The organism is Streptomyces sp. NPDC043680, from assembly GCF_056436685.1.
On sequence record NZ_JBWKCE010000014.1, the window covers coordinates 113,809 to 128,996 of the forward strand.

Sequence of the window (15,188 nt, forward strand, 5' to 3'; positions counted from 1 at the left end):
CGGCGCGGTCACCGGATCCCTCCGGGGGCGTGGGCGGGGCGCCGTTGACCCGCCGCGGCCGTCTCGGGGCGGCCCGGGGACCGCCGGGTCAGGAGGTGGCGGCGGCTGCGGCGCGCTCGGTCAGCAGATCGGTGAGGTTCTGCACGGTGAACAGGCCGAGCACGCCCTCGGCCGTCAGCGGCTCGGAGAGCTGGCTGCGGTCGAACTGCGGGAGGACCTTCTCCAGGTGGGTCAGGCCCGTGTCGTTGACGACCTCGTTCTCGTCGCCGAACTCCTCGTCCGGGATGCCGCCCTGGAGCAGGTTGGCGATGTCGGCCACGGTGATCTTCACCTTGGTGGCGCGCTCCAGCCGGAAGAGGATGTCGAGCAGGTCGATCGACTCGGCACCCAGCTGCCCGAGCAGGGTCGCCTCGGGAACGGCCTCGGCCTCGTCGATGCCGAGCGCGTCGGCGATGGCGGCCTGGACCGCCGAGAGGTAGTCGGTCGAAGTGGTGATCAGGGTTTCGGGCACCGTTGGCTGCCTTTCAGATGGGTTGTTCCCTGCGGCGCCTGCCTGGGGCGTACGCGCCGCACGGTCGTGGGAGGGGAGCAGGGCGGTCGCGGTCAGGCGGCCGTGGCGACGGGCTGCGGCCGCAGGTCGCGCAGGAGTGCGGCGATGCGCCGTTCGTCGTTGGTGCTGCGGACGGGGACGTCGGCGACGGTCCGGTTGGCGAATCCGCTGAGGACCCGGCCCGGGCCGACCTCCAGGTAGCCGCCGACCCCGTACGCGGACGCGGCGGTCAGGACGTCGACCCAGCGCACGGGGCCGGCGAGCTGGCGCCGCAGCAGGTCGCGGGCGTGTGCCTCGTCCCGTACCGGGGCGCCGGTCACCGAGCTGATGACGGGCAGGCGGGGCGCGTGGAAGGCGGTGCGCTCCAGCTCGGCCGCGAACTCGTCCTCGATCGCGCTCATCAGCGAGCAGTGGAAGGGGGCGGAGACCTTCAGCGGCACGGCGCGTTCGGCGCCGGCCTCCAGGGCGAGCCGGCCGACCTCCTCGACCGCCGCGCTCTGCCCGGAGATCACCGTCTGGCCCACCTCGTTGTAGTTGGCCACCTCCACCACGCCGAGCGGGGCGGCTGCCGCGCACAGCTCCTCGATCCGCTCGGGGGCCAGCCCCATGAGCGCCGTCATCGCTCCCGAGACGGTCCGCGAGACGCCGGCCATCAGTTCGCCCCGGCGGCGCACCAGACGCAGGGCGTCGCCCGCCTCCAGGACGCCCGCGGCGATGAGGGCCGTGTACTCGCCCAGGCTGTGCCCGGCGACGGCACCGGGCCGGAAGCCGGCCTCCTCGCGCAGGACCTCGTAGATCGCGAGGCTGGTGGCGACGATGGCGGGCTGGGCGATCTCGGTCGGCGCGAGGTCCGCCTCGGGAGAGGTGGTGCACAGGTCGGTCAACGCGAGCCCGGTGGCCTCCTCGGCCTGCGCGAGGACGCGTCCGACCGTGCGGGGGTGTTCGCGCAGGAGATGTCCGGCCATGCCCGCGCGCTGCGAACCCTGTCCGGGAAACATCGTGAATAGGTTGTCGATCATCCCCGTTCCTACCTCACTCTTTGCGGGTGAAAGGTCGTCGAGTCGTCGGCGAGCAGTTCTCGACTCCGAGAAATCTGGCAGTTCGTTCTGGCGCATTCCTCGAATGCGCCTGGACCGCCCGCCTTTGCGCAGCGGCGGGCGGGCCCCGCATTCACGGGCGGCGGTTACCAGAGCGGCTCGGCGGGCGCGGGCTGCCGGCCGGGCTTCTTCGCCCAGCGGGCGCCGTAGGCGACCTGGCCCTTCTCCGCCGCCACAAAGGCCTTGGTGTTCCAGTTCTTGCGCATGAACGCCTCGCGCGCCTTGATCAGCAGCGGGTTCTCGACGGCCCCCATCTGCCCGATCCGCCACGCGATGTTCTGCAGGGGGGCGGTCCGCTTGCGGCGCTCACCCTCGTAGGCGCGCAGGGCGGCGACCGGGTCGCTGCCGGCCCCGGCGAGGTGTTCGGCGAGGACCAGGGCGTCCTCCAGGGCCTGGCAGGCCCCCTGTCCGATGTTGAAGGTGATGGGGTGCGCGGCGTCCCCGAGCAGGGTGACGCGGCCCTGGCCCCACTGGCGTTCGGGCTTGCGGCCCTCGACGTCGCCGCGCAGGATCCACTCCTCGGGGGTGGCGCGCAGGATGTCGGCGACGGGGCCGCCCCAGCCCTCGTGGCGGCGCAGCAGCATGTCCCGTACGCCGGGTTCGTCGCGGCCTCCGGGCTTGCCGTTGGCCACGCTCATCCAGTGCACCAGCCCGGGCGCGACGTCGTAGTACGTGAAGCGGGTGCCGGGGCCGAACATCGCGTTGAAGGTGCCCGAGGGGATCTCGGGGTGCTCCATCGGGGCCCGGCCGCGCCAGGCGATGTAGCCGCTGAAGCGGTTCCTGGCCGGGCCGAACATGCAGTCGCGGACGGCGCCGTGGATGCCGTCGGCCCCGATCAGCAGGTCGCCGCGCTCGCTGCCGCCGTCGGCGAAGCGGACGGTGACGCCCTCCGCGTCCTGGTCGAAGCCGACCACGTGCGCACCGGTGCGCACCACGGGGCCCTCCAGCGCCTCGCGCAGGATGCCGTGCAGGACGGAGCGCTCGACGGCGATGGTGGGCGCCCCGTAGCGGGCCACGAAGTCGCCGATGGGCCAGGCCCCGAGGACCTCGTTCCGCCAGGTGCTGAAGTGCGCGGTCTGCTGGGCGGGGGCGACGGCGAGGACCTGCTCGGCCAGGCCCAGGTAGTCCAGCGCGAGCACGCCGTTGGTCCAGATGTGCAGGCCGGCGCCGCCGTCCCGCAGTTCTTCGGCGCGCTCCAGGACGACGGTCTCGAAGCCCCTGCGCTGCAGGGCGAGGGCAGCGGCGAGACCGCCGATCCCTCCGCCGGCGATGAGTATGCGTCGGGCGCGTCCTATGGCCATCTCTGAGTCTCCTCGGGGCTGTCCGGGCGTGAAATCGCTGACGGACTCGTGGAGTTGTCAACGCTAGCATTTCAAGCATCGACCTTGATAGTGTCGGCAGGACATCTAGCATCGCTAAAACCCCGTGGCCCGCGGCCACGCGGCAACCGGAAGACCGACAAAGGTGGTTGTGATGGAAGCGCTCCTGCTCACGCTGGCCGTGGTGGCCACCATGGCCAACGCGGTGGTCTACGGCACCGACGTCTTCTCCGCGCTGGTGCAGCGGCCGGCCATGGCGCACGTCGACGACGCCGCCCTCACCAGCGCCATGGGCCAGATCCACCGCTTCGGGGACGCCCGGATGCCCGTCCCCGGCGTCTTCGGCCTGGTGGCCACGGTCGCCACCGCCGCGGTGGCCGGCTTCGACGGCAAGGCGGCCCCGTCCATTGCCGCCGGGGTGGCCGCGCTGGCACTGGTGGTGTGGCTGGTCATCTACAACAAGGTCAGCGCCCCGGTGAACAAGGAGCTGACCGGCGCCGCCCTCGACTGCCGGGTCGCCCCCGAGGCGCGTGCGCTCCAGCGCACCTGGGACAGCGTCATCAACGCCCGGGTGGTGCTCCAGGCCGTCGCGCTCGGCGGCATGTGCGTGGCCCTGGCCGCCTCGTAGGCCCGCCCGCCGCATACGTCAGGGGGCCCACCGGCGGTGGGCCCCCTGACGTATGCGTGCGAGCGCGTCTCTACTGAAGCGCGATGTTGCCGAGAAGGAACGCGTCCGCATTCTCGTCCACGCCGTCACCGGACTCGACCGATGCCACCGCCGACAGCTCCGGCTCGGATCCCGCCACGTTCTTCTTGTTCACCACGATGATGTCCCCTTCAGACGCGTGCAGCGCTCGGCGAAATGCCTCTTCGAGATTCGGCATCGGCACGGCGGCGCGTCAAGACTCCTTTCCGGCAGCCCCACCGCAATTCGAGGACCGGTCCAGGGAAATGCAGGAAAGTACACGGAGGCCACCGGGATCCGACCCTTGGAGACGCCCTCATGACCACCGCATCCCACCCGGCCGGGCAGCCCGTCCCGCAGACCCCGGCCGCCGACGTGCTCGCCGAGCTCACCGCGGTGCTGGCCGGCATGACGGGGACCGACGCCCACCTCGTCGACCCCGGGCTGCCGTTCCCGCTGCTGGGCCTGGACTCGCTGCGGGGCGTGGAGTTCCTCGGCGCCCTGGGGGCCCGCTACGGCACGCGGATCGAGGCGGGGGCGCTGGGCGAGCACCCGACGCCCGCGGCGCTGGCCCGCCACATCGCCGCGCGGCTCGGCGCCCCGGACGGCCCGGCCCCGTCCCCCGCGCCGGTACGGGCCCCCATCCCGCGGGACGAGCCGCTACTGACCGCCTTGCGCACCCAGCTGGCGCGGATCCTGCGCTGCGCGCCGGGCGACCTCGACGACCGGGCGCCCTTCACGGTGCTGGGCCTGGACTCCATCCTGGCGGCGGAGTTCGTCGAGGGCATCAACCGCACCTGGGGGCTGAAGGAACAGGCCGCCCTGCTCTACGACCACCCCGACCTCGCCGCCATTGCCGCCCACCTCGCCGAGCGGCTGGGCGTCCCGGCCCCCGCGCCGAAGACCGCCGGATCCGTCCCCGCCCCCGCGCCGGCCGCCGGATCCGCTGCCGCGTCCGCACCGGCGCGGGCGGCGGCCGCGGGTCCCGCCGCGCCGCCACTGGACCTCGACGCGCTGCTGGACGCGGTGCGCGACGACGTACTCGGCATCGACGAGGCCGCCGCCCTGCTGGCCGCCCGCACCGCCTGAGACGAGACGAGACGAAGGGCACGCCAGCCAGATGGACGACCGGGAAATCCTGACGCTCTTCAAGAACGGCACCCTGGAGCGACGGCACGCGATGGCCCTGCTGACGGGAGCCCCGGCGGCCCCGCCCGGTCCGGCCAGCCGTCCCGCCGCGGCCACCGCCCCGGTACCCGCCGTCGCCGCCGTCCCGGCCGCCGGCCCGCGCACCGCGGCGGCGGACGCGGACGCGGGCGCCGAGCCCTGCGCCGTCATCGCGCTCCACGGCCGCTTCCCGCAGGCCGCCGACCTGGAGGCGTTCTGGCAGGTGGCCCTGGAGGCGCGCGACACCTCGGGCCCGGCCCCGGACGGCCGCCCGCAAGGCGGCGGCCCGGCGGGCCCGGGCCACTTCCTGGACGCCGTGGACGCCTTTGATCCGGAGCTGTTCGGGATCGACCCCGCCGAGGCCGCGCTGATGGACCCCCAGGAGCGGTTGCTGCTGGAGAGCGCCTGGCAGGCCCTGGAGGGCGCCGGCTACGCGGGCGCCCGCCTTGCGGGGCTGACCGGTGCCGACGGCACACCGCGCGCCGTCGGCGTGTTCACGGCCGTCGGCCGCTCCGCCCAGGCCGCCCACGACGGTCAGGTCGCCCGCGCCGAACCCACCGCCGGCGCCCCGGCCCACGCCGCGGGCCGGCTCTCGCAGCTGCTGGACCTGCACGGCCCCAGCCAGAGCGTCGACACCGGCGACTCCTCCTTCCTCACCGCCCTGCACCTCGCCCTCGCCTCGCTGCGCGCGGGCGAGTGCGCGGCGGCCCTGGTCGCCGCCGCCGAACTGCGGCTGCACCCCGCACGGCAGCGGCCCGGCAGCGGTGAGGCCGTCGCGGCCGTACTGCTCAAACCGCTGTCCGCCGCGCTGGCCGACGCGGATCCGGTGCACGCGGTGCTGCTGGCCGGAGCCGTCGGCCACACCGGCCGGGGCGAGCCCGGCCCGCTGCGCGAGCGCCTGGTACGCCGCGCCCTGGCCGCCTCCCGGGTCCCGGCCGCGGAGGTCGGCCTGACGGAGGACGCCGCGACCGTCGCGGCCTGCGTGGGCGAAGCCGGGGCGGCCACCGGCGCGGCCGCCCTCGCCCGCGCCGTACTCCAACTGCAGCGCGCCACGCGGCTGCCGGAGCCCGGCGGCCCCGCCGAGCCCGCCCCGTGGGCCGGCCCGGCGCCCCGCCGCGCCCTGGTGGGGGTGCACCCGGCGCACGCCCCGCATGCCGTGGTGCTCCTCCAGGAGGCTCCGCCCTCGGTCGGCCGCCCGGCGCCACCCGGGGCGCCGGCGGGCCGGGCCGGGGAGCTGGTGCTGGTGTCGGCGCCCACCCCCGCGCATCTGGCCGCCACCGCCCGCCGGATCGCCGACTGGCTGGAGCGGCCCGAAGGGGCGGCCCACGAGCTGTCCGCCGTCGCCGGGGAACTGCGTACGGGACGGGCCGCGATGGCCTGCCGCCTCGCCCTCGTGGCGCAGGACCTGCCCGAACTCGCCTCGGCCCTGGCCGGCTTCGCCGAGCAGGGGCAGGCGCCGGGGGTGCGCACCGCGGATCTGGGCGCGGCCCCCGGGGATCCGCTGCTGCTGGACGGGCTCGACGAGACGCTCGCGTACGTCGAGGCCCTGTGGCAGGGCGGCCGGTGGGAGCAGCTCACCCGCCTGTGGCTGGGCGGCCTCGACGTCCTGACCGCCGCCCCGGCCCCCGGTACCGGGCGGGTGGGCACCCTGCCCACGAGCGTGCTGCGCCCGCGGCCCCTCGGGCCCGCCTCCGCCGCGGCGGCGACGCGGGGAGGGCAGCGGTGAGCATCGACCTGCAGACGGCGCCGATCGCCGCGCTCCCGGCCCCGGCCCCGGCCCCGGCCAGCGCCCCGGCTCCGGCTCCGGCTCCGGCTCCCCCGGTCGGCGCCGGGCCGCACGTGCCCGGCCCGGTCACCCTGTGGCTGTGCCCCAACGACGACGTCGCCCCCGAGGTCGCGAGCCTGCTGGCCCGGCACTGGCTCGACGCCCGCGAGCAGAAGACCGCGGGCAAGTTCCTCTTCGAGCGCGACCGCCGCCAGTACCTGATCGCCCACACCCTGGTGCGGCGCGCCCTCGCCCTGGAGGCGGGCCTGCCCGAGGCCGAGCTGGTCATCTGGCGCTCCGCGCGCGGCCGTCCCTTCCTGCGGCCCGCCCCCGACGCCCTGCCGCGCGGCGGCTCACAGCTCGACTTCAACCTCTCCCACGCGGGCGGCTACAACCTGCTCGGCATCGTGCGGCGCCAGCGCATCGGGGTGGACGTGGAGCGGCTCGACGACCGGGACGAGCAGGCCATCACCACCATCGTGCGCACCTTCGCCGAGGAGGAGCGCGCCTGGGTGGACCAGCTGGCGCCCGGGCGGGAGCGGGACCGGCGCGCGCTGCGCGTGTGGACGCTGAAGGAGGCGTACTCCAAGGCGCGCGGCCTGGGCCTGGGGCTGCCGTTCGACAGCTTCGTCTTCACGATGGACGACGAACGCGGTGTACGCGCCTTCACCCCGCCCGAGGACGACACGGGCCGGCTGTGGTGGTTCATCGAACTGGAGCCGGTGCCCGACGTGCTGGTCGCCGTCGCCGTGCCCGCCGACGCGGCGCAGGACGGGGAGATCCAGCTCAACCTGGGCTTCCCGTGGAGCCGGTCGGCACCGCAGAATTTTCCGCTTCCTGCGCCGGTGGGCCTCGGCCCGGGGACTTCCCCGGCTTTTTGACGGATCTTCGGGCAACGGTTCCGGCATCCGTCTGGGTAACGGTTCCAAGGCATTTCTTTGCCGACGATTTACCTCCGGTTCGCCCTCTCCCATTCCCGTTCGGAACCCGCCCGGCCGACCACCGCCGCGGATCACAAGTTCGCAGGTGGAAGGCGACTCAAGAGCCACTAAAGGAAAGAGATGGAAAGCACCTTCCCCCGCTAGCGTTCCTGCAGCGGGGGCAGTTTTTTGGTCACCGGACGGAAAGAAAGAGACAAGGAACTCGACGAGTACGGAGGAGACCGTGAGGATTCAGGTTCTGGGTCCGTTGAGTGCCGAGGTCAACGGGGAATCCATTGTTCCGACGGCCGGAAAACCACGACAGGTTCTGTCGCTTCTCGCGCTCTATCCCGGGCGCGTCATGCCCGTTCCCACCCTCATGGAGGAGATCTGGGGCACCCAGCCGCCCAACAGCGCGCTGACCACCCTTCAGACGTACATCCTCCAGCTGCGCCGGCGCCTGGGCACCGCCATGGGCCCCGGCGCCCCCGGCGGGGCCAAGGAGGTCCTGGCCACCCGGCACGGCGGCTACCTGCTCCAGATCCCCGAGGACAGCGTCGACGTCCACGACTACGACCGCCTGGTCCGCGAGGGCCAGAGCGCCTTCGACGCGGGCGAGAGCCAGGTGGCCGCCGACCGCTTCCGGGCCGCCCTCGACCTGTGGCGGGGCCCGGCCCTGGTCGACGTACGGGTCGGGCCGATCCTCGACATCGAGACCATGCGCCTGGAGGAGAGCCGCCTGGTGACCGTGGAGCGGCGCATCGACGCCGATCTGCGCCTGGGCCGCCACTCCGGGCTGATCGCCGAACTCGCCGAGCTGACCGCGCGTCACCCCCAGCACGAGGGGCTCCACTCGCAGGCCATGGTGGCGCTCTACCGCTCGGGCCGGCAGGCATCGGCGCTGGAGGTCTACCGCCGGCTGCGCGTACGCCTGATCGAGGACCTCGGCGTGGAGCCCTCGCCGCAGCTCCAGCGGCTGCACCAGGCGATGCTGGCCGTGGACCCGCAGCTCGACGTGCTCGCCGGACCGCGGCACACCTCGACCTTCGACCTGTTCGCCGCGTAGGGCGCGTCCGGCGGCCAACCGCGGCGCCACACGGCCCGGGTACGGCCCCGGTACGCCCCCGGGTACAGCCCCGGTACGTCCCCGGTGGGGACCTCCAGCAGCCTTCGACGACCTCTTGAGCACCGGCGCGGACAGTGGGGTCTTCCGCACCGCCGTCGCCGTACCGCACAGGAGAGCGCGCCGTGGCCATCCTCAGATACCTGGAAAACCCGCTGGACGACCTGCTGCGGCGTGCGGCCGCCCGCGGCGGTGACGGCCCGGCCGTCACCGCCGGCCGGGCCACGCTGACCTACCCCGGGATGGACCGCGAGGCGGACCGGATCGCACACTGCGTACGGCGCACGGTACGGCGCCCCGGCGCCGCCGTCGCGGCCGTCCCGACCCCCGACACCGTCTTCCCCTGTGTGTACTACGGCGTGCTGCGCAGCGGACACCCGCTGGCCCTGGTCGACCCGCAGACGGGACCTGCCGCCCTGTACGAGGTCCTCACGACGGCCGGCGCCGAGATCGCCTTCGTCCCCGCCGCCCTCGCCGAGGTCCTCCTCAAACTGGAGGACCGGCTGCCCCATCTGCACACCGTCGTGGTGACCGACGCCGCCGACGGGGTCGCCCCCGGCTCGGCCGTACCGCTCGCCGCGGCCCTGGCCGGCGTACCGCAGACGCCGTACGAGCCGGCCGCCCCCGACGTCGACGCCGTGGCCTGCACGCAGTTCACCCCGCACGGCGCGGGCGGGCTGCGCCCGGTCCGCTTCACGCACCGCAACCTCATCGCCAACGCGGCGCAGACCGCCATCGCCCACCAGCTGGTGCCCGGCGCCGTCGTCGTGAACCACCTGCCGCTGCACCACCCCGCCCATCTCAACGCCGCCGTGCACGCCGGGAGCCGGCAGGTGCTGTGCACCGACCCGGACCCGTGGGCGGGCCTCGCCCTGGCCGCCCGCACCGGGGCCGCGCACTACTACGGCCTCGCCTCCCGCCTCGAACGGCTCGCCCGCGACGAGCGGTTCACCGCCGGCCACCCCGACCTGGCGGGGCTGCGGCTGCGCGCCGTGCTCGCCGGCGGCACCGCCCTGGAGGCCGCCGCCGCCCGGCGGCTGCGCGACGTCCTCGGCGTACCCGTCCTGCAGGGATACGGCCTGCGCGAGCTGTGCACCCTCTCCCACCACCAGCTGCCCGGCGCACGGCCCGGGCTGGGCGCGGTGGGGGTGCCCCTGCCCGGCACCGAATGCCGCGTCGTGGCCCCCGCGGGCCGCACCCCCGTCCCGGTGTGGGCGACGGGTGCCGTGGAGGTCCGCGGACCGCAGGTGGCCCCCGGCAGCCTGGGCGCGGCGGCGCCGGACGGAGAGGACGGCTGGCTGCGCACCGGTGACGCGGGCTACCTCGACGAGGACGGCGGACTGCACGTGGTGGACCACCTCGGCGACGTCTTCGCGTGCGACGAGGCCCTCGTGGCCCCCTCGCTGGTCGAGCGGGTGATCGGGCAGGACCCGCGGGTCGCGGAATGCATCGTCGCGGACTGGCCCGACCCCGTGCACGGGGCGCTGGTGTGGGCCGGGATCGTGCTGCGCGACGGGGCGCCGTCCGCGGGGTCCGCCGGGCTGCTCGACGTCCTCGACTCGATCGCCGAACGCGCCAACTCCCGTCTGGGACCGGGCGAGCAGATCCGCCGCCTCGAAGCCCTCGACTCCGTCCCGCGCGGCCCCGGAGGCACACCCGCCCGCCGCCGCGTCCGCACCCGTCTGCACGCCCAGGCCGCCGTCGAGGCAGCAGCCTGAGGCCCTTTTCCTCGGGCGGCTTCGCCTCCGGGGCCGCCCCTGCCGGCTCCAGGAGGACGTACGTCCTCGGAATCCGCTCGTTCCTCGCGCATTCCTCCGGGCGCTCGCCCTCCTTCGCCGGCGCGGCCCCTTCGGCCCAGCCGCCCGGGCGGCCGTCGGCGGGCCCGGCCGGGCCGGACCTCAAGGGCGGCGGACGGGGAGGGCGGCCAAGCCCTGCGCCAGGGCGTGCGCGCTGCTCTCCGGGCCGCAGACACCGGTCATGACCACGTGGACCGCGTCCCCGCCGCCGTACGCGAGCCCCCGCGCGAGCTCGTACGCGGCCCGCGCGCCGGGACCGCTGCCGCACAGCACCAGGCGCCGCCCGGCCGCCCGCGCCTCGGTCAACTCCCGGGGCAGCGCCCCCGCAGCGCGCCGGGCCGACGGGCCGGCCAGGTCCAGCACGACGACCTCCTCGGGGCCGCGGTGCCGGCGGGCGAACAGCTCGTACGCGCCCCGCGCCGCGCCCGCCACCAGCACGAGGCAGATGAGATCGGCCCCGGGAGCACCCGTGCGCAGCGTCCGCGCCCCGGTGCGCCCGGGCCGGGGCAGCAGCCGTGCCATCGACGGGACGTCGACGTCCGCCAGCAGGTCCAGGGCCTGGCCGACGGTGGCGTGCTGGTCGGGCAGGTCGGCCAGGGCCCGCAGCAGGCTCACGCACTGGCCCAGGGCGGCGGCGGCGTCGGCGTCGGCCAGGCTGGAGCGGTCGTAGACGGCGTTCAGGACCAGCGCCCCGCCGTTCTCGTGCCGCGCGAAGACCGTCAGGGGCAGGCCGGCTCCGCCTCCGGCCTGGCGCGGCTCGGCCACCTCGACGCCCTGGGCCCGCAGTTCCTCGCGCAGCGCCTGCGGCAGTTCGGCCGGGCCGTCGAAGGAGACCAGGGTGTCGGTGAGCCGTTCGCCGTCGTCGCGGCCGGTCCACTCGCGGATCCGGTCGGAGGAGACCCAGGGGTACGCCGCCATGTCGAGCAGCACGTCGCGCACCTGGCGCAGCAGGTCGGCCAGCGGCTGCGCCGGGTCCACCCGGACGGTCATCGGCAGCGGGCCGGCGAGCAGTCCCGGAACGCCCGCGGCCCCGGGCATCAGGATGTCGCGGCCGGACAGCCGCACCCCGAAACTGACCTGCAGGGGGCCCTCGATGCCCGCCGCCCGGTACAGCAGCAGCGCCCACACCACGTGCAGCGCGCTGCTCTCCCCGGCGCCCCGCGCGGCCGCCCAGGACCGCAGGCGGGAGGTGTGCGGTTCCGCCAGCCGCCGGTACAGCCGGCCGGCTCCGCTCTGCCGGGTGGCGCCGCCACGGCGGCCCACCGCGGTGGCGGCATGGCGCGGGGGCGCGGTGCGCGTCCACAGCTGCCGGGCGCCCTCGGTGTTCTGACGGGCCAGCCAGCGGGCGTGGTCGCGCAGGTCGGGGCGGCGCTCACCGCCGGGCAGCCGGCCCCCGGCGAGGTAGGCGCGGTAGAACTCGCGCAGCAGCAGGTGCACGCTGCGCTCGTCGAGCAGCGCCCGGTGGTAGGTCAGCAGGATCCGGGCCGGTCCGCCCGCTTCGGCCTCCAGCACGGTCAGGCGCAGCAGGGGCGGCCGGTTCAGCGCGAAGCCGTGCCGGCGGTCCCGCTCCAGCAGGTCCTGCCAGCCGATGTCGCGGGCGCGGTGGTGGACGATGTCGGCGTCGGCGCGGGCGTGCAGGACCAGCCGCGGCTGGGCCGCCCAGTCGAAGGCGGCGCGCAGGACCGACTCGCGCTCGCAGACGGACTGCCAGGCCGCCCGGAAGCGGGCCCGCTCCAGCGGTCCGGTCCAGGTCCAGTGGACCTGTTCCAGGTGGCGGTCCGCTCCGTCGGGGCGGGTGACGGCCTCCAGCAGCAGTTCGCGCTGGTGGCCGGCGAGGGCGAGCGGCTCGCCGGTGCCCGGGTAGGGGCCCAGGAGGTCGGCCAGCAGGTCCGGGCCGAGCAGCGCGGGGCCGCCGTCGGTGCCGGGGAGCAGCCGCAGGGTGTGCCCGCCCGGGCCCGCGCAGTCCAGGGTGACCTGGAAGCCCCGGTGGCGTCCGGCGATACGGGCGGCGAGCAGCTCGGCGTCCGCGTCCGTGCGCAGCCCGCGTACGTCCAGGAGGAGCGCGGCGCCGGGCGCGCGGTCCGCCACCTCGTGCACCACCACCAGGACCGGGCCGGGTCCGGCTGCCGCGTCGCGGCCGCTCATCGGCCGCTCCGTACGGTGTCGAGGGGCGGACGGGCGGGGCGCGGCGGCTCAGCCCTCAGCGCGCGCACGGCACGGCGGGCACGGTACGTACGCGGCCCGTTCACTGGCTTTCACGGCGTCCGCCTTCCTCTGCCCGGGCCGGAGGTCACCGGTCGCAAAAAGCGTAGTTCGCCCCCGGCCCCGGCCGCCGTTTCCTCAAGCGGGCCTGCACCGCGGCCCGAAGCGGTGTCGACCGCCGGCTCCCGGGGAGGGGTCGCGGGCGGGCGCCGGCGGTGCGCCGAGCTGACGACGTAGCGGTCCTGGACGAGGTGGGTGGCGAAGTCCCACACCCCGTCACCCGCTCCGGCGCCCGCCCCGTCGTCCTGTCCCTCGGTCAGGACGGTGCGGCCCTGGCCGTCCCGGCCGAAGCCGAAGCCGGGGAAGCGGCGCCGCAGTCCGTGCCCGAGCGCCTTGGTGTAGGCCTCCTTCAGGGTCCACAGGCGCAGCAGCCCCGCCCGGCGCTCCTCCTCGGGCAGCGCGGCCAGCACGCGGCCTTCCCGGGCCGTGCACACGTGATCGCGCAACAGGTCGAAGGAGAGGGCCCGGTCGGCCGGCTCCGCGTCCACGCCGATCGGCCCGGTACGGCTGACCCCGACCACGATGAGCTCGTCGGTGTGCGCGAGGCTCAGCTCCACCTCACCGCCCAGACCGCGCAGTACGGGCCGCCCGCCGGGGTGGTGGCCCAGGTCCAGGGAGGCCGGGGACACGTCCAGGGCGGTGGCGGCGGTGTACTTCATGACGGCGCGCGAGACGGCGAACCGCAGCCGCCCGGCCGCGGCCGGCGTCTGCCGGTAGCGCGGCCAGTCCTGTCCGAGCAGCGGGCGCAGTCCCGGGTCGAGGAGCGCGGCCGTCATCCACTGCCCCCAGGTCGTGAAGACCACGACCCGGCCGTGCTCGTCGAGCCGGTCCCCCACCTCCTCCCAGGGACCCTCCGGGCCCGGCACGTGCAGGGGCTCGACGGGCTCGGCGGGCCTGACGGGCTCGGCGGGCCCGGCGGGCGGACCGCCGTTCACCACAGCACCCGGGTCGCGTACACGTCGCAGTCGACGCCCCTGCGGTCCCGGGCGTCCAACTCCGCCCAGACCCGCTGCTGCGCCGCGGTGGCGGCGGGGCCGCCGGGGCCCTCGGGGGCGATCCCGAGCCGCTCGGTGATCCGCAGGGCCGCGAGCAGCGCCCAGGGGCGCCCGCCGAGGAACAGGCCCCGGCCGTCGTCGGCGGCCCCCTGGACCCCGAGCACGGCGGCCCCCAGCAGCACCATGGCCTGCCGGTCGGCGACGGCCCGGACCGCGGGATCGCGGGGGTCCACCTCCTCCGCGGCCCGGCTCGGCCTGAGCAGGGCGCGCTGCTCGCTCAGCAGCCGCCCCGCCACCCGGGCGAGCACGGCGGTGAACGGGTCGTCGCCGTCGCCGGCCGGGCCGGCCTGGGCCGCCGCGGTCAGCCGGGTGTGCGCGGCGGCGGGCACCGCCACCAGCGTGTCGTCGCTGCCGGGCGACGGGGGGAAGCTCCGGACGGGCAGCTCCTCCCCGAGGCGCAGCAGCGGCCCGGAGCCCGCCGCGTCCCCCCGCCGCGCGAACGCCGCGGCCAGCGCGGGCAGTTCCCGTACGAGCTCGGCCTGGCGGGCGGCCACCTGCGCCTCGCCCGCTGCGGCCGCGGGCAGGTCGGCGACGAGCTTGGCCACCGTGCGGCGCGCCGGCGCACCGGCGCCCAGGCCGCTCTCCCGCAGGACCAGGTCGAGTTCGTCGAGTACGTCGCGGACCACGACCGGCACCATGTACCCGGCGGCCGCCCGCACCGCCGGGCCGCAGCCCTGGGGCAGCGCGAGCGCGCGCAGGGCCACGCCGAGGAGGCTCTCGCAGGCCAGCAGATCGGCGAACGCGGCGGCCAGCGGGCCCCGCCACTGCCGGACGGCGGCGTCGTGCGGACCACGGTCGGCCACCACCCGTACGGCGGCGCGCAGCGCCGTGCCTGCCGAGGCGACCAGCGCGGCCGGGGCCAGCAGGGCCTCCAGCCCGGCCGCCGGTGCGCCGGCCGGGGCGCCCGCGGCCCGGGCGCCGCTCAGGCCCTGCACGCACTGGGCGTGGCCGAGGGCGAGGTCGCGGCGCAGCAGCGGGCGCAGGACGCGCACCAGTTGCTCGCCGCCGACGTACTCGCCGGCCCTGTCGGTCCCGGCACTGTCGCCGGCCCCGTCGGTCCCGCCGCTGACGCCACCCCCGTAGGCCGGGCGGAACTCGGCGCCCACCAGGTCCGCCAGCAGGGCCGCCGCGCGGTCGGGCGCGGGGGAACCCTGCGCGAGGGCCCGGAAGCCGTACGGGTTGGCCTCGTCGAGGGGGTCGCCGAGCAGCGCCTCCAGGCGTACCGCGCGCAGCGCCATGTCGACGGTGGGGGCGAGCGCCGCGTACGAACGGGCCGGCGCGGAGGCCCGCGCCGGCCGCCGTGGCGGGGACGCCTGCGCGCCCGCGGCGGAAGGTCCGGGCGCGGGCCCCGGGGCCCCAGCGGGCACCGGGGTCTCCGCGGGCACCGGGGTCTCACGGTCCTCCAGCGGACCGGGCCGGGTGAGGGCCATCTACGGCCTCCTTCTCGTG

At 76.0% G+C, this 15,188-nt stretch carries 13 protein-coding genes; 6 read left to right on the forward strand and 7 right to left on the reverse strand.

The window, feature by feature from the left end:
• Nucleotides 1-88: 88 nt before the first annotated feature.
• From AC0666_RS25075 to AC0666_RS25085, 3 genes are all read right to left on the reverse strand, one after another.
• The gene (locus tag AC0666_RS25075; RefSeq protein ID WP_356846264.1) at nt 89-511 is read right to left on the reverse strand and encodes an acyl carrier protein; all 423 of its coding nucleotides are present in this window, start codon (nt 509-511) and stop codon (nt 89-91) included.
• A gap of 92 nt (nt 512-603) precedes the next feature.
• Nucleotides 604-1,569, reverse strand: a complete 966-nt coding sequence (gene fabD, locus AC0666_RS25080) for an ACP S-malonyltransferase (RefSeq protein ID WP_468971849.1) — start codon at nt 1,567-1,569, stop codon at nt 604-606.
• A gap of 164 nt (nt 1,570-1,733) precedes the next feature.
• The gene (locus tag AC0666_RS25085) at nt 1,734-2,948 is read right to left on the reverse strand and encodes an FAD-dependent monooxygenase (RefSeq protein WP_478708326.1); all 1,215 of its coding nucleotides are present in this window, start codon (nt 2,946-2,948) and stop codon (nt 1,734-1,736) included.
• A gap of 172 nt (nt 2,949-3,120) precedes the next feature.
• Here AC0666_RS25085 and AC0666_RS25090 point away from each other — a divergent pair, with 172 nt between their 5' ends.
• A complete protein-coding gene (locus AC0666_RS25090; protein WP_361716244.1) occupies nt 3,121-3,594 on the forward strand; it encodes a DUF1772 domain-containing protein in 474 nt (157 codons plus the stop codon).
• A 70-nt stretch (nt 3,595-3,664) separates the two neighbouring features.
• On the opposite strand, the gene AC0666_RS25095 is transcribed toward AC0666_RS25090, so the two are convergent.
• The gene (locus AC0666_RS25095; protein WP_468585616.1) at nt 3,665-3,790 is read right to left on the reverse strand and encodes a hypothetical protein; all 126 of its coding nucleotides are present in this window, start codon (nt 3,788-3,790) and stop codon (nt 3,665-3,667) included.
• A gap of 179 nt (nt 3,791-3,969) precedes the next feature.
• Between AC0666_RS25095 and AC0666_RS25100 the strand changes: the two genes are divergently transcribed.
• The 5 genes from AC0666_RS25100 to AC0666_RS25120 all read left to right on the forward strand — a co-directional run bounded on the left by AC0666_RS25100 (nt 3,970) and on the right by AC0666_RS25120 (nt 10,344).
• Entirely contained in the window at nt 3,970-4,740 is a 771-nt protein-coding gene (locus tag AC0666_RS25100) for a phosphopantetheine-binding protein (RefSeq protein WP_478708327.1), read from the forward strand.
• Between the two features lie 31 nt (nt 4,741-4,771).
• A complete protein-coding gene (locus AC0666_RS25105; protein ID WP_478708328.1) occupies nt 4,772-6,544 on the forward strand; it encodes a beta-ketoacyl synthase N-terminal-like domain-containing protein in 1,773 nt (590 codons plus the stop codon).
• Complete coding sequence (locus tag AC0666_RS25110) at nt 6,541-7,464, forward strand: 4'-phosphopantetheinyl transferase family protein (RefSeq protein WP_478708329.1); 924 nt, start codon at nt 6,541-6,543, stop codon at nt 7,462-7,464. The genes AC0666_RS25105 and AC0666_RS25110 overlap by 4 nt, the downstream gene beginning before the upstream one ends.
• 283 nt (nt 7,465-7,747) lie before the next feature.
• Nucleotides 7,748-8,569: an AfsR/SARP family transcriptional regulator gene (locus AC0666_RS25115; RefSeq protein WP_356852998.1), complete on the forward strand. Its 822-nt coding sequence runs from the start codon at nt 7,748-7,750 to the stop codon at nt 8,567-8,569.
• A gap of 182 nt (nt 8,570-8,751) precedes the next feature.
• A complete protein-coding gene (locus tag AC0666_RS25120; RefSeq protein WP_478708330.1) occupies nt 8,752-10,344 on the forward strand; it encodes a class I adenylate-forming enzyme family protein in 1,593 nt (530 codons plus the stop codon).
• Nucleotides 10,345-10,524: 180 nt separating this feature from the next.
• On the opposite strand, the gene AC0666_RS25125 is transcribed toward AC0666_RS25120, so the two are convergent.
• From AC0666_RS25125 to AC0666_RS25135, 3 genes are all read right to left on the reverse strand, one after another.
• Nucleotides 10,525-12,567, reverse strand: a complete 2,043-nt coding sequence (locus AC0666_RS25125) for a condensation domain-containing protein (protein ID WP_478708331.1) — start codon at nt 12,565-12,567, stop codon at nt 10,525-10,527.
• 110 nt (nt 12,568-12,677) lie between these two features.
• Nucleotides 12,678-13,619 carry a 4'-phosphopantetheinyl transferase family protein gene (locus tag AC0666_RS25130; RefSeq protein ID WP_478708332.1) on the reverse strand — a complete coding sequence of 314 codons (942 nt, stop codon included), beginning with the start codon at nt 13,617-13,619 and terminating at the stop codon, nt 12,678-12,680.
• Complete coding sequence (locus tag AC0666_RS25135; RefSeq protein WP_478708333.1) at nt 13,616-15,169, reverse strand: hypothetical protein; 1,554 nt, start codon at nt 15,167-15,169, stop codon at nt 13,616-13,618. Before AC0666_RS25135 ends, AC0666_RS25130 begins: the two co-directional genes overlap by 4 nt.
• Nucleotides 15,170-15,188: the final 19 nt, after the last annotated feature.